The following is a 13,666-nucleotide window of genomic DNA, read 5'->3' on the forward strand; positions in this document are numbered from 1 at the left end:
AAGTCTTGCACAATAGACGTTGTTTGAATGCAAGGAGGCGCCATGCAAAGCATGACCCTGGAGCAACTCCGCACGGCCTCCGAAGCCGGCGGTGTTTCGAGCGTGACGCTCAAAGGGCAGGGGGGCGCGTTTCTCGTTCAGATCGCGACGCGCAACGGTGCCGGCGCTGTTTTGGCGAAAGCCCGCAGCACCGAGCCGCGTCGTTTCGGAAATCCGGCCACCGCATTGAGCGTGCTGCGCGACCTGGGCATCACCGTCGGGCAGTTCGATGCCAGCGAGTGGAATCCGGCCGAGCGCGAACCCGTGGAGCGTTCCACCGACAACCGTGCGCAGGCCCTGCGCAAGGCGCACGAAGCCGCGGCCTACAACGAGTGGCTGGCCGCGGAAATCCAGGAGGCCGTCGACGACCCCCGGCCGAGTCTTTCGCACGATGAAGTGATGGCCCTCATGGAGGCCGACATCGCGGCCCCGACGGCTGCACGAAAGCCCGCCGCGAAGAAACGCGCATGACGCGGTGCCGCATCGAGTGGCGGCCGAAGGCGGTCGACGATCTGCGTGCCATCGTTCGCTACATCGGCAAGGACGACCCCGCGCGGGCACGCAGCTTCGGCCAGGAGTTGCGCGACAAGACCCTGCCCCTTGCGCAGCACCCTGAACTCGGTCGCAGCGGAAGACCTGGTCTGCCGAGCCACGTGCGCGAGCTGGTCGTGCATCGCAACTACATCGTGTTCTATCGCGTGCTGCACGAAGCGCGCATCGTCGAGATCCTGCGCGTCAAGCACGCGGCGCAGCAGACACCTTGACTGCCGCTTCGAGTCGAATGTCCTTCGGATCGTGACGAGATCGGGCCCGCCCGAACCCGCTTGATAGAATGAGAACGACTATCAATTGCCTCGAACGGCCGCGCGTGCGGGCTCACTGAAACGAGGCTGGCATCGGCAAGGCGTCACGCCTGCCGCCGTCATCCATCCCGTCGAAGAAAGCCATGGCCCAGAACGCTGTCCCCGCCCTGCAGATCGTCTCCCGCATCGGCGCCGCCGTGCTCGGCGGCTATGCGTTCTCATGGGGTTTCGTCGCGCTCGGCATCGGGCTGCTGTTCGCCGCGGGCATGCCGTTCCACGACGCCGAGTCGCTCGCCAGCATGCTGGCCTTCCTGGTGTTCCTGGTCGCGTTCCTCTGGGCGTTCTCGGCTGCCAACATCAAGCGCGTGTGGCTGGTGCTGGCCGGCGGGGGCCTGTCGATGACGGCGGCGGCGTCGCTCGTGCAGCGGGCGCTGCTCTGACCCGACCCGAATCGAACAATCCCGCGAGGAGAGACTTCCGTGTTCCAGAACTTCCGCCTCTCGATGGCCTGGCTCCACACCTGGTTCGGGCTGGTGCTCGGCTTCGTGCTGATGGTCGTGTTCTTCTTCGGCTCGCTGTCGGTGTTCGACCGCGAGATCGACCGCTGGGCAATCCCCGAGACGCGCTTCGAGCCGCAGCGCATGCCTTCGTTCGACCAGGTGCTGCTGCCGCTGTTCAAGGAGGTGAAGCCCGCCCCCGCCAACATCGAGCAGGCGCGCTCGCGCGTGAACGGCCCGATGGCGACGAGCTTCGAGCCCAAGCAGTGGCTGGCCTACACCACGCACCGCGACCCGGTGCTGAGCATCTATTCGGGCTTCATCCTGCCCAATGCCAAGGACCCCGAAGACGCGGTCTGGGGCTACGCCACCATCGACCCGCGCACCGGCAAGACGCTGTCGGAAGACCGGCTGAAGATCGGCAGCGACTTCTTCTACCCGCTGCACTACAGCCTGCACATCAACTGGCTGAACCTCGGCACCTGGATCGTCGGCTTCGCGGCGCTGGTGATGCTGATCGCGCTGGTGAGCGGCGTGGTGATGCACCGCAAGATCTTCCGCGAGCTGTTCACCTTCCGCCCGGCCAAGCACGTGCAGCGCAGCGCGCTCGACCTGCACAACCTCACGGGCGTGGTTGCGCTGCCCTTCCACTTCATCTTCGCGCTGTCGGGGCTGGTGGTGTTCGCGGGCGTCTACTTTCCCGTGAGCCACACGCAGCTCGAGCCGCTGCACGAACTGCACGAGAAGCTCGAGGCCAAGGAGACCGGCCTGCCGCACGACCGCGCGGGAACGCCGGGCACGCTGGCTTCGGTCGACGCGATGGTGGCCGAGGCCCAGCGCCGCTGGGCCAGCCGCGGCATGGCGGGCGAGGTGGGCATGCTCAACGTGCAGCACGTGAACGATGCCAACGCCTACGTCAGCGTCTACCGCGCGGGCACCGACCGGGTCACGCTCACGGGCGAGGGCATCCACTTCAACGGCGCGACCGGCGAAGTGATCCGCGAAGACCCGGCGCCCACGCTGGTCGCGGGCATCAAGGACTTCCTCACTGGCCTGCACCTGCAGCACTTCAGGCACTGGCTGCTGCGCTGGTTCTACGTGCTGGGCGGGCTGGCCGGCTGCGCGTGCATCGCCACCGGCTTCATCTTCTTCGTCGAGAAGCGCAAGCGCCAGCATGCGAAGCAGGGCCTGCAGGGCGCGCGCTGGGTCGATGCCATCGCGGTCGCGACGGTGCCGGGCCTGCTGGTCGCGACCTTCTCCATGCTGGTCGCCAACCGCCTGCTGCCGGCCGAACTGCCGCTGCGCGGCAACTGGGAGATCGGCGTCTTCGCGGGCGCCTGGCTGCTCTCGCTGCTCCATGGCTTGTGGCGCACCGCGCCCACGGCGCAGGGGCGCCTGGCGCCGGCCTGGGCCGAGCAGTGCTGGGCCGTGGCGCTGCTGGGCGTGACCGCCGTGCTGCTGAACTGGATCAACACCGGCGACCACCTGCTGCGCACCATCGGCAGTGGCTACTGGCCGGTGGCGGGCGTCGACCTGTCGGTGCTCGCGGCGGCCTCGCTGGCCGTCGTGGCGGCGCGCATGCTGCGGCGCCGTGCCGGCGCGACCGCCGTCTCCACCGTGGCCGCTTCGAACGCATCGGCGGTGGCCCGTGTCTGAGGCCCTGATGCTCGCGGCCGCGCTGGCCGCCAACCTCGTGGGCGCGGGCCTGTTCGCGCTGTCGATGGACGTGCACTGGGAGCAGGCGCGCCCCGGCACGGCCTATCCGGTGCGCATGGCGCGCGTGCTGCGCGTGCTGGGCGCGGCCTGCCTGCTCGTGTCGCTGTTGCTGTGCCTGCGCGTCGACCATGTCTCGATGGCCTCGCTGGTCTGGTTCATGGCGCTCGCGGGGGCCGCGCTCGCCGTGGCCTTCACGCTGAGCTGGCGGCCGCGCTGGCTGGCGCCGCTGGTGGCGTGGATTCCCGCGCGGCCGGCGACGACGTCTCGCTGAGCGGCCCGGCGCGGTCCTCGAAGTACACCACCATGCGCAGGTGGCGGTACTCGTCCACCGTCAGCGCTTCGTGCTCGAAGGCCACGCGCCGCCCCTCGTCGAGCAGGGCCGAGATGCCGCGCGAGGGCTGCGGATCGCGCGGCGTGTCCCACCAGCGCCGGAAGTCGGGCGACAGCCGCCGCAGCTGATCGACCAGCGCCAGCATCGCGGGATCGTCGGGCGCGACCGCGAGCTCGCGGCGAAACGCGGCCAGCAGGCGCGGCGCATCCTCCATCCAGTCCGGCAAGCGCCGGCGCAGCTCGGGATCGGCGAAGGCCAGGCGCAGGAAGTTGCGCTGCGCGGGCTCCCGGCCCGAGAAGCCGAACAACCGGTCGGCCGCGGCATTCCACGCGACCACGTCCCAGCGCAGGTTGGTGACGTACGCGGGGCGCGCGACCAGCTCGTCCATCATGCGTTGCACCAGCGGCGGGATGCTCGGCCAGTGATGGGCCTCGGCCGAGGGCGGCCGCTGCCGCGCGAGCAGGAACAGGTGGCAGCACTCGGCATCGTCGAGCCGCAGGATCTTGCCGATGCGCAGCAGGAAGGCTTCCGAGACACCGATCTCGCGGCCCTGCTCGAACCAGGTGTACCAGGTGATGCCCACGCCCGCGAGCGCGGCCACCTCCTCGCGGCGCAGGCCCGGCGTGCGCCGCCGCCCGCCGCTGGGCAGGCCCACGTCCGCGGGCGCGAGCCGCTCGCGATGGGCGCGCAGGAAGGCCGAGAGTTCGGTGCGCGTGCGGTCGAGCGATCTAGACGCCATGGCGCGCCGCGCTTCGTATTGCTGCCAGTAATAGCATGAGAGGAAATATTGTCCTGTTGCTGATCCGTTCCCAGAATGATCGCTCTTTCATCATTCAGGAGTGGCTCGCATGGCTTTCGGTCTCAAACGGCACAACGGCAACAGCGTTGCGACAACGCCGCCGGCGCGCGCGGGCCTGGCCCAATTGGCCGGCCTCGCCATGCTGGCGCTGCCCACGATGCTGCTGGGGCTCGACGTGACGCTGCTCTACCTCGCGCTGCCGAAGCTGGCCGAGGACCTGCAGCCCAGCGCCACCCAGGCGCTGTGGATCATGGACGCCTACGGCTTCATGATCGCGGGCTTCCTGGTCACGATGGGCGCGCTGGGCGATGCGATCGGGCGCCGCCGCCTGCTGCTGATCGGCGCCGCGGCCTTCGCCGTGACTTCGGTGCTGGCCGCCTTCGCACCGAGCGCCAACCTGCTGATCGCCGCGCGGGCCCTGCTCGGCATCGCGGGCGCGGCGCTGATGCCCTCCACGCTGGCGCTGATCCGCAACATGTTCCTCGATGCGCGCCAGCGCGCGCTGGCGATCGGCGTGTGGGCCACCATGTTCGCCTTCGGCATGGCCGCGGGGCCGCTGGTCGGCGGGGTGCTGCTCGCGCACTTCTGGTGGGGCTCGGCCTTCCTGGTGGCCATTCCGGTGGTGCTGCTGCTGTGGATCGGCGGGCCGCTGCTGCTGCCCGAATACCGCGCGGCGGAACGCGCGCGCCTCGACCTCGCGAGCGTCGCGCTGTCGCTCGCGGCGATCCTGCCGCTGGTCTATGTGGTCAAGCAGAGCGCGAAGAGCGGTTGGGGCCTCGCCACCACGCTGGCGCTGCTGCTCGGCATCGCCTGTGCGATCGCGTTCGTGCGGCGCCAGCGTGCGCTCGCGAATCCGCTGCTCGACATCGGGCTGTTCGCCGACCGCAGCTTCAGCGTCGCGCTCGGCGTGCTGCTGGTCGGGCTGACCGGCGTCGGCGGCGCGCTGCTGCTGGTGACGCAGTATCTGCAACTCGTGATCGGCCTGCCGCCGGTAACGGCCGGCCTGTGGATGGCGCCGCCCGCGCTCGCGATGCTGGTGGCCGGCATCGGCGCGCCGCTGGTCGCGCGGCGCGTGCGCCCGGGTTTCGTGATGGCCGCGTCGCTCGCGCTGTCGGCGCTGGGCCATGGCCTGCTCGCGCTGCTTCCGGTGCTGCCCGCGATGCAGGGCCTGGGCTGGGCGGTGGCCGGCTATTCGCTGATCTACCTGGGATTGGGAACGTTGGCCGCGCTGGGCACCGACCTCGTGATCGGCGCGGCGCCGGCCGCCCATGCGGGCTCGGCCTCGGCGCTGTCGGAAACGGTGCAGGAGCTCGGGGTCGCGCTCGGCGTGGCGATCTTCGGCAGCCTGACGACCGTGGTCTACCGCTCGCGCATCGCCGAGCACCTGCCGCGCGAGCTGCCCGAACAGGCGGCCCGCGCGGTGCAGGAAGGTCTCTGGACCGCGACCTCGCTCGCGCAAAGCCTGCCCGCGGGCCTGCTCGACGAGGCCCGGCACGCCTTCGTGGCCGGGCTCGGCGTGTCGTCCGCGGTGGCGGCCGCGGGGATCGCGGCCCTGGCCGTGGTGTCGGCCGTGGCGCTGCGGCGCATCGCGATCCCCGCGCCGCGCGCGCTCAAGCCTTCGCGGGCGGCAGCGCCAGCGGCTTCGGCAGCCGGATGCGGATGAACTCGTTGCCGTCCACCTTGTTCGGCAGGCGCGAGGGCGAGCCGCCGGGGTAGTTGTTGTCGTTCACCAGCATCAGCGTCTGCGCGTCGGCGATCGTCACCACCTCCACGCACTCCATCGGGAAGGCGAAGACGCCGTCGATGGTGGCATCGCCGCCCTGGCCCTTCGGGTCCTTCAGCGCCATCAGGTCGACGATCTCTTCTTTCTCGAGGTAACCGCCGCTGTCGACCTGCGAGAGATCGATCCTGTAGACGCGCTTGAAGCGCGCCGCGTTGCGCCAGGTGCCCGAGGCCGGGAACTTGCCGCCTCGCACGTCGCCCGCGCCGCTGTCCTTCTCGACCACGAGGAACTCGGTGTCGTTGATCGCGACCATGTCGTTGACGCTGTAGACCTCGGTCTCGAGGTTGCCGTCGCCGTTGATGCGCTGGCCGGTGCTCACCTTGTAGGCGTAGACGCGCGGCTCGAAGTTCTGCGAGGCCAGATCGAACACGCTGATGATGCGGCGCTGCGCGTTGTCGCCGTTGATCTCCTTCTCGTACATCGCGTAGAGCTTGGTGCGGCTGGCGTTGATCGCCATGCTTTCCAGGCCGCCCGAACCGCCGAGGTTGGCCACCGAGGCGTTCGACTGGATGTACGGGTTGTTCGGCGTCTGCACCAGCGGATTGGCGCCGATCTTCGCGAGGTTGGGCATCTGCACCTCGCGCGCGACGAGGCGGCCCTGACGGTCGAACTTCAGCAGGAAGGGGCCGAACTCGTCGCCGATCCAGAAGTTGCCCTGCGCATCGATCTGCAGCGACTCGGGGTCGATGTCGTAGCCGGTCAGCAGGCGGCCCGAGACGATCGTCGGGTCCACCGCCAGCGTCTGGCCGGCCGGCGACACCGAGCTGTCCGGATAGTTGACCATGTCGGCCACGGCCGGGTAGCCGAGGTTGCGGTAGGGATCGCTCAGGCGGATGTAGCCCTGCGCGCTGAACGACGCGAGCGTCTCGCCGGTCTGGAAGTTCGCCGGGATCACCTGGCCCTTGGCCCAGTCGAACTTCACCGCATAGATGTGCAGCAGGGCGTCGGGCGAGGCGGCGCGGCCGCCGAAGCCGTTGTCCTGCATCGCGTAGAAGACGCCCTGCATGCCGCTGGGCACCAGCGCCGAGAAGCCCTGCATCGGCTGCTTGCCCTGGAAGGGCAGGGTGTAGCCGTAGGTGTCCTTGGCGCGCGTGTAGTCGCCGCCCGAGATGAACTGGCCCGAGGTCGGGCCGGCCACGTAGCTGTCGGCCGGCAGCACGGCGCGGCCGCTCAGCGTCGGTGCCGTGACCTCGGGTTCGGCCACCGGCGCGGGCGCCGGTGCGGGAGCCGGGGCCGGCGCGGGTGCCGGCACGAAGGGGAAGCCGCCACTGCTTCCGCCGCCGCCGCAACCGGCCAGCAGCGCGCCGCCCGCGCCGAGCAGCAGGCCGCGGCGCTGGATGTTGTTCTTCGATGTCATGTCTGGGTCTTCGCTGCGATTCAGAAGGGCGCCGGTGCCGACGTCATGTCGGTCAGCTTGTTGGTCTGCAGATCGATCACGAAATGCTGCGTCGGCGCACCGCGGGCGAGCTTCAGCAGGATCTGCATCAGCGGCTTGAAGCGCGCCTGGAACACCGCGTGGGCCGGGTTGTCGTTCATCACCTGCTGGCTGCCGTTGAGCGCCAGCGCGGTGTTGGTGCCTTCGAGCGCCTGGGCGATCAGCTTGTACTGGCGCGCGCGGTCGGCCGGGATGTCGGTGAACGCGAGGTCGCCGGCATTGGCCAGGCGCACGAAGTCGCCCGCCAGGTCGATCGCCTTCCACTGGTTGAAGTCCTCCAGCCGCATGCCGTTGGCACCCGCGAGCGCGCGCGCCTTGGCTTCCGCATCCGCGTAGTCCTTGGCATAGGCCGCCTGCTGCGCGCTGCCGTCGCCGCCGGCGTCGCCCAGGCACGAGAAGAAGGCGCTGCTCAGCAGGCCGCGGTTGCCGGTGTTGCCCAGTTGCTTGAGCGTGACCTTGGTCTGCAGCTGCGACAGCACCAGCAGGTCGGAGCCGTAGATCGGGCTCTTCACCAGCTCGCGCATCTCGCAGCGCCAGTCGTCGTTGAGCAGCCGCAGGCGCACCAGTTCCGACATGTAGCGCGTGCTGAACTCGCCGTAGCTCTTCGCGTCGAGCACCGTCTTGTCCCACAGCACGCCGTTGCTGCCGCCCGGCAGCCGGCCCGGGAAGTCGGTGAAGAAGCGGTGTTCCTCGCGGTAGAGGTCGAACAGCTCGTCGAAGCGCGCCACGTTGTCCAGGCGCACGGTCTGCACGTCGATGTGCGTCGCGTCCTTGAAGGTCAGGAGCTTGTAGGCCGGCACGTAGGCCGCCATCGACGGCGCCTGGATGTTCACCAGGCCATGGCCGTCGTCGTAGTTGCGCACGGCGGTGTCGTTGAAGTGCATGTGGCCGCCCACGTGCACCTGCAGGCCGGTGTCGGCCAGTGCCTTGGTCACGTCCTCGGCGGGACGGCGCACCATCTGCATCTTGCCCGCGCCGAGCAGCGCGATGATGTCGTCGGAGGCGCCGTTGAAGAACTCGCTCATCGGGAAATGGCTGAAGGCCACGACCTGCTTGCCCTGCTTCTTGCCGCGTGCCACCACGTCCTTGAGCCACGCGATCACGTGCGGCTTGTGCGTCAACATCTTGTTGTAGCCGGCGTCGCCCGAGCCGTTGAAGTCGTTGGGGCCGGTGCCGGTGGGCACGTAGACGTTGGCATCGATGCCCACGAGCCACAGGCCTTCGACCGGCTCGACCAGGTAGCTGGTGTCGGGCACGTCATGGCAGAAGGTGTAGCCGTCCTTCTTGTAGGTGCCGCCCGCGCCCTGCGCGCAGATCTCGAAGCTGCGCTTGCTCCAGGCCGCCTGTTCCTTCGCCTTCGCGAAGTCGTAGTTCTGGTAGCTGTAGCTGCTGTAGGGCGTCTCGAAATAGCGGTAGCCGGCCTTGGGCATCAGGCCGTGCTGGTCGAGCGCCTCGGTGATGCCCGCGTAGCCCTGTTCCTTGACTTCCTCGGTGCAGTAGCTGCCGTTGACCTTGGCCCATTCGCCGCTGTAGTTGGACGCCGCGCAGTCGCCGTTGCCACCGCGGCTGTAGATCGGTTGGGGTGCGCCGACGCGGTTGGTCGCGGGGTCGATGCCCAGGTAGTCGGCCTTGCCGCCCGCGCGCTCGCGCGGCTTGTTCGGGTCGTGGTTGCCCGGGGCCGCGAAGAACTGGATGCCATGCTTGTTCGCATAGTCGTCCAGCACCTTCTTCAGGCCACGCATGTGCACCGGTTGTCCGTCGTCCGAGAAGTCGCCGGGCAGCGCGATCAGCTTCACGCCGCGCGCCACCGCGTCGTCGAGCGCGGTGATGAAGGCGAAGTAGTTCTCGTTGAACAGGCGCGTCGAGGTCATCTGCGCATGCATCAGCCGGATCGTCGCGTTGCGGCCCGACTTCTGGTTGAACACGCCGGGGAACGAACCGTCCTTGAAGTTGGCGTAGACGTCGTGGAAGTGGATGTCGGGCATGAACGCGACCTGCACCGGCGGCGCGGACTCGGCCGGCGGGGGCGTGGTCTGGCCGGGGTTGGAGCCCGCGGGCGGCAGCGGGAAGAAGCCGGCGTTCTGGTTGTCGCTGCCGCCGCAGGCGGACAGCAGCAGCACGGCCGCGGCGACGGCGATCGTCGAGGTCGCGCGCGCAGTGCGAGGAAGGGAAAAAATCATGAAAAGAGATCCGCGAAAAAGGTGACGAAACGCCCGCCGCCCCTGCGAAGGGGCCGGCGGGCGCGCGGCGGATCATGCGGGGGTCGTATGACCTCCCGGTGGCAGATGCACGACATAGGACGACTGACCGCACACTGACGCTGAAGTGAAAAGTTCGCATCGAACGCGCAGCGCTTCATGGGCCGCCGCAGGACCCCGTCGGCCGCGCGCCAGGCGGAATCGCTCCCGCCGCGCCATGGCACCATCGCCCCCATGCACGAGCCCTCCCGCCGCATTCCCTACCGCACCTGGCCGGGCGCCCTCGCGGTCTTCCTCGCCATCGCCGCCTATGTGGGCGGCCTGATCTTCTGGGACCGCCACACGCCCGGCGCGCGCCCGCTGCCGGCCGGCGAGACCGTGTCGGTCGGCCATGCGCGCTTCGAGCCCGCGCGCGGCTGGCAGATGGACGTGGCGCGCTCCAAGGCCGGGCGCTCGCTGATGCTGTTCAAGGGCAACCACAAGTTCCTCGTGACCACGCTGTCCTGGGCCGGCGGGCCCGACGGTCCGCTGGTGCGTCAGCAGCGGCTGATGGAGCGCGGCCAGGGCCTGAGCATCGAGGGTGACGTGTCCGACTTCGTCACCATGTGGGGCCTGCAGGGCAAGACCTTCGCCTACTACGGCAGCAAGATCGCCGGCCGCTTCTGGCAGGTGGTCGACCAGCGCCGCAAGTCGCTGGTGCAGATCGACGTCTACGGCGGCAGCGACGGCCTCGACGAAGCCATGGCCGACGCGCGCGGCATGCTCGAGTCGATGGACCTGGAGGCGCCGTTGTGAGCCACGACACCACCATCGCCACCACCGCCTTCGACAGCGACGAGTCGCCGTGGCCGGTCGGCACCGACTCCTTCTTCCAGCCGCGGCGCGCCGCCTTCTGGCTGCTGAGCGCGCTGATCGTCAACGGCCTGTTCTACCCCGTGCAGATGTTCTCGATGGGCTTTCGCGTGGTGCCCATCACGGCCTTCCTGGGGCTCGTGGTCTGGGGCCTCTACACGCTGGCCTTCCTGCTGGTGTTCCGCACGCTCGACCTGCTCGAGCAGCATCCGCCCGAGGCCTTCGTGCTGGCCTTCGCCTGGGGCGGCATGGGCGCGGTGTATTTCGCGGCGCCGGCCAACATCGCGATCCAGAGCCTGTGCGCCAAGCTGATCTCGCCCGAGTTCGTGGCGGCCTGGGGGGCCGCGGTCGCGGGGCCGATCACCGAGGAATTCCTCAAGCTCGCGGGCGTGGTGCTGCTGGTGCTGGTGGCGCGCAACCAGTTCCAGACCTACCTGTCGGTGCTCATCGTCGGCGCCATGGCGGGACTCGGTTTCCAGGTGGTCGAGAACCTGACCTATACCGTCAACGCCTCGATGCGCTTCCCGCTCGAGAACCAGGTCTATCCGGTGCTGCTGAACCTGCTCACGCGCGGACTCATGAGCGGGCTGTGGAGCCACGCGGCCTACACCGCCATCGCCTCCTTCGGCGTCGCGTGGTTCCTGCTGCATCCCGAGCGGCGGCTGGTCACGCGCATCGGCGCCGCCGTGCTGTGCTTCGTGCTGGCCTGGGCCATGCACTTCGTCTGGAACTCGCCGCTGCTCGAGGATTACTTCGACGGCGGCTATGGCCAGATGGCGCTGCTGCTGCTGGTCAAGGGCATCCCGGTGCTGATCGCGGCCTGGCTGTTCTGGCGCGAGGCCGCGCGCGAGAACGGCGCCTACCTGCACGCGCTCGCGGCCTACTTCGTGCCCGAGCGCGAGCTGATCCGCGACGACGAATGGGTGCGCCTGGGCCAGCCGCTGGCGCGCTGGCGCGTGCGCCGCGAAATGGGCCGGGCCTTCGGCGCCAGGGCGCGGCGCCTCAAGACGCGGCTGCAGCGCGAGCAGCTGCGCCTGATCCGGCTCGCGGGCACCTATGGGCGCGGGCCGCAGACGCTGGCGAGCGAGCTGGCGGTGCGGCGGATTAGGGCGGCGCTCGATCCATTGATCCAGGCGCCGCGCGACGCTACTCGCGCAGGGTGAACACGATCGAGAGATAGGAGACGGGCCGCTCGCGCAGTATCTCGGCCCCGTGCAGCGCGCGGGCATCGAAAAGCAGCGAGTCGCCGGCCTTGACCTCGAGCGTCCGGCTGCCGTAGCGGTACTTGACGCGTCCCGAGAGCATGTAGATGAACTTCACGCCGGGATGCTGGAACGCCGGGTAGGGCGTGGCCTCGTCGGAGAGTTCGATCAGGTAGGGTTCGACGAACAGGTTCCCCGACAACAGGTGGCCGAGCAGCGCATAGTGGTAGCCCTTGACGGCATCCACGCGCTCGATCTTCAGGCCCTTGCCCGCCGGCACGTGCGACATGTCGAGCCGGCGCACCTGGTCGGCGAAGAAGCGCGACATCGGCACGTCGAGCACCGTCGCGATCTTGTCCAGCACCTCGATCGAGGGCGACACCAGGCCTCTTTCGATGCGCGACATCATCGATCGCGACACGCCCGCCTGGGTGGCGAGCGCGCCCGCCGACAAGTCGGCGGCCAGGCGCTGGGCGCGGATCTGGACGCCCACCTTGATCGAGGTCGTGCTGCGCTTCGGCTCGGCCGAATCCTTCTTGCGCGCGCTTCGCGGCGGGCTCTGCTTCTGCAGCGTCGGAAACGGCGAAGCAATCTGCTTCCTGGGCATCGGCCGCACCTTTCTTTCAGGTTCGCATCGCCGGTTCCCGGGTCAGAACACCTGCCTCAGGAACTTCCGGACCCGCGCATCCGCGCTTTCGCCGAAGAAGACATCGGGCCGCGCGGTCGCGACGATGGTACCCGCCTCCATGAAGACCACCTTGTCGGCGACGGCCTTGGCGAACCCCATCTCGTGGGTGATGCAGACCATCGTCATGCCGTCGCGCGCGAGCAGGATCATCGTCTCGAGCACTTCCTTGACCATCTCCGGATCCAGCGCCGAGGTCGCTTCGTCGAAGAGCATGACCGAAGGTTCGAGGCACAGCGCCCGCGCGATGGCCACGCGCTGCTGCTGCCCGCCCGACAGCTGCGAAGGAAAGGACGAGGCCTTGGCCGCCATGCGCACCTTGTCGAGATGGGCCATGGCGATCTCCCTGGCCTCGCGTTTCGAACGCTGTCGCACCCAGGTCTGCGCGAGCGTGCAGTTCTCGAGCACGCTCAGGTGCGGGAACAGGTTGAACTGCTGGAACACCATGCCCACGTTCGCACGCACGCGATCGGCGTGGCTGGCATCGGGCGAGATGGCGATGCCGTTGACCTCGACTTCGCCCTGCTGATAGGGCTCCAGGCCGTTGATGCAGCGTGCCAGGGTGGACTTGCCCGACCCCGAGGGACCGCAGATCACGACCCGCTCGCAGGCGTGGACCTCGAGGTTCACGCCGTCGAGCACGAGGTGTTCGCCGAAGCGCTTGGAGAGTCCGCGAACCGCCACGATGGCCGATGCCGCGGAGGAGGATGCCGAGCTCATCGCCGCCTCAGGCCATCTCGTGGAAGATCGCCGCGGCCGGGCTGTCGGGCCAGGCGAGCAACTGGCCGCCGCTGATCTTGGTGCGGCCGTAGACGATCCAGGCGTCGTCGACCGTGCCGATGAATTCCTCGACGACCAGTTGATCGGCGTGCGCGTTGGCGACGGACACGAAGCCCAGGCCGGCGTCGTACTTGCCCTCGACCAGTCCCCTGCTGACTTCCGCCACCGTGGCGACGTACTCGATCCTGTCCCAGCGCGAGGCGTCGGTGTAGTCGAGGGTCGGCGCCATGACCGCCAGCGTGCCCGATCGTGCCGCCGCCTTGCGCCGGATGATGGCCAGGTCCTGGCTGGGCGAGATGAAGGTATCGACCACGTAGAGGCCCTCGAGGTACTTCGCGACCGTGGCCATCGTGGCGGGGTGGACCGCGCACTGCACGAGGAAATCGGCTTCGCCAGCGAGCACGGCCCGGGCGCCTTGCTCGAAGTCGACGGCGAGTTCGACGCCGGCCTTCCGGTCGATGCCATGGAACGCGAGGTAGTTGCGCGTGACGTATTCGTGGTTGCTGCCCGAAGGGCCGAGGGTGACGAATTTCATGAGGGGCTTTC

The 13,666-nt window shown here is 68.9% G+C and carries 14 protein-coding genes; 8 read left to right on the forward strand and 6 right to left on the reverse strand.

Annotation, left to right across the window (positions count from 1 at the left end):
• The first annotated feature begins 42 nt into the window (after positions 1-42).
• The 5 genes from INQ48_39400 to INQ48_39420 all read left to right on the forward strand — a co-directional run bounded on the left by INQ48_39400 (position 43) and on the right by INQ48_39420 (position 3,326).
• Entirely contained in the window at positions 43-510 is a 468-nt protein-coding gene (locus tag INQ48_39400; GenBank protein QRF61453.1) for a hypothetical protein, read from the forward strand.
• Positions 507-803 carry a type II toxin-antitoxin system RelE/ParE family toxin gene (locus tag INQ48_39405; GenBank protein ID QRF61454.1) on the forward strand — a complete coding sequence of 99 codons (297 nt, stop codon included), beginning with the start codon at positions 507-509 and terminating at the stop codon, positions 801-803. The genes INQ48_39400 and INQ48_39405 overlap by 4 nt, the downstream gene beginning before the upstream one ends.
• A 182-nt stretch (positions 804-985) precedes the next feature.
• A complete protein-coding gene (locus INQ48_39410; GenBank protein QRF61455.1) occupies positions 986-1,282 on the forward strand; it encodes an iron uptake protein in 297 nt (98 codons plus the stop codon).
• Between the two features lie 39 nt (positions 1,283-1,321).
• A complete protein-coding gene (locus tag INQ48_39415; GenBank protein QRF61456.1) occupies positions 1,322-2,995 on the forward strand; it encodes a PepSY domain-containing protein in 1,674 nt (557 codons plus the stop codon).
• A 7-nt stretch (positions 2,996-3,002) separates the two neighbouring features.
• Positions 3,003-3,326 carry a DUF3325 domain-containing protein gene (locus tag INQ48_39420; GenBank protein QRF63165.1) on the forward strand — a complete coding sequence of 108 codons (324 nt, stop codon included), beginning with the start codon at positions 3,003-3,005 and terminating at the stop codon, positions 3,324-3,326.
• On the opposite strand, the gene INQ48_39425 is transcribed toward INQ48_39420, so the two are convergent.
• Positions 3,247-4,125 (reverse strand): helix-turn-helix domain-containing protein, encoded by an 879-nt coding sequence (locus INQ48_39425; protein ID QRF61457.1) that lies wholly within the window; start codon positions 4,123-4,125, stop codon positions 3,247-3,249. The genes INQ48_39420 and INQ48_39425 overlap by 80 nt on opposite strands.
• A 217-nt stretch (positions 4,126-4,342) precedes the next feature.
• Here INQ48_39425 and INQ48_39430 point away from each other — a divergent pair, with 217 nt between their 5' ends.
• Positions 4,343-5,848, forward strand: a complete 1,506-nt coding sequence (locus INQ48_39430; GenBank protein ID QRF63166.1) for an MFS transporter — start codon at positions 4,343-4,345, stop codon at positions 5,846-5,848.
• On the opposite strand, the gene INQ48_39435 is transcribed toward INQ48_39430, so the two are convergent.
• The gene (locus tag INQ48_39435; protein ID QRF61458.1) at positions 5,796-7,325 is read right to left on the reverse strand and encodes an esterase-like activity of phytase family protein; all 1,530 of its coding nucleotides are present in this window, start codon (positions 7,323-7,325) and stop codon (positions 5,796-5,798) included. The genes INQ48_39430 and INQ48_39435 overlap by 53 nt on opposite strands.
• 20 nt (positions 7,326-7,345) lie before the next feature.
• Positions 7,346-9,583 (reverse strand): metallophosphoesterase, encoded by a 2,238-nt coding sequence (locus tag INQ48_39440; protein ID QRF61459.1) that lies wholly within the window; start codon positions 9,581-9,583, stop codon positions 7,346-7,348.
• A 252-nt stretch (positions 9,584-9,835) separates the two neighbouring features.
• Between INQ48_39440 and INQ48_39445 the strand changes: the two genes are divergently transcribed.
• Both INQ48_39445 and INQ48_39450 read left to right on the forward strand, forming a co-directional pair.
• Entirely contained in the window at positions 9,836-10,396 is a 561-nt protein-coding gene (locus tag INQ48_39445; GenBank protein QRF61460.1) for a hypothetical protein, read from the forward strand.
• Between the two features lie 14 nt (positions 10,397-10,410).
• A complete protein-coding gene (locus INQ48_39450; GenBank protein QRF63167.1) occupies positions 10,411-11,616 on the forward strand; it encodes a PrsW family intramembrane metalloprotease in 1,206 nt (401 codons plus the stop codon).
• Here the strand turns inward: INQ48_39450 and INQ48_39455 are convergent.
• Genes INQ48_39455 through INQ48_39465 form a run of 3 tightly spaced genes read right to left on the reverse strand, consistent with a single transcriptional unit; the run spans position 11,600 to position 13,655 of the window.
• A complete protein-coding gene (locus INQ48_39455) occupies positions 11,600-12,262 on the reverse strand; it encodes a helix-turn-helix transcriptional regulator (protein QRF61461.1) in 663 nt (220 codons plus the stop codon). The genes INQ48_39450 and INQ48_39455 overlap by 17 nt on opposite strands.
• 42 nt (positions 12,263-12,304) lie before the next feature.
• Positions 12,305-13,060: an amino acid ABC transporter ATP-binding protein gene (locus INQ48_39460; GenBank protein ID QRF61462.1), complete on the reverse strand. Its 756-nt coding sequence runs from the start codon at positions 13,058-13,060 to the stop codon at positions 12,305-12,307.
• A gap of 7 nt (positions 13,061-13,067) precedes the next feature.
• Positions 13,068-13,655 carry a hypothetical protein gene (locus tag INQ48_39465; GenBank protein ID QRF61463.1) on the reverse strand — a complete coding sequence of 196 codons (588 nt, stop codon included), beginning with the start codon at positions 13,653-13,655 and terminating at the stop codon, positions 13,068-13,070.
• Positions 13,656-13,666: the final 11 nt, after the last annotated feature.

Source organism: Variovorax paradoxus (assembly GCA_016806145.1).
Taxonomy (GTDB): domain Bacteria; phylum Pseudomonadota; class Gammaproteobacteria; order Burkholderiales; family Burkholderiaceae_C; genus Variovorax.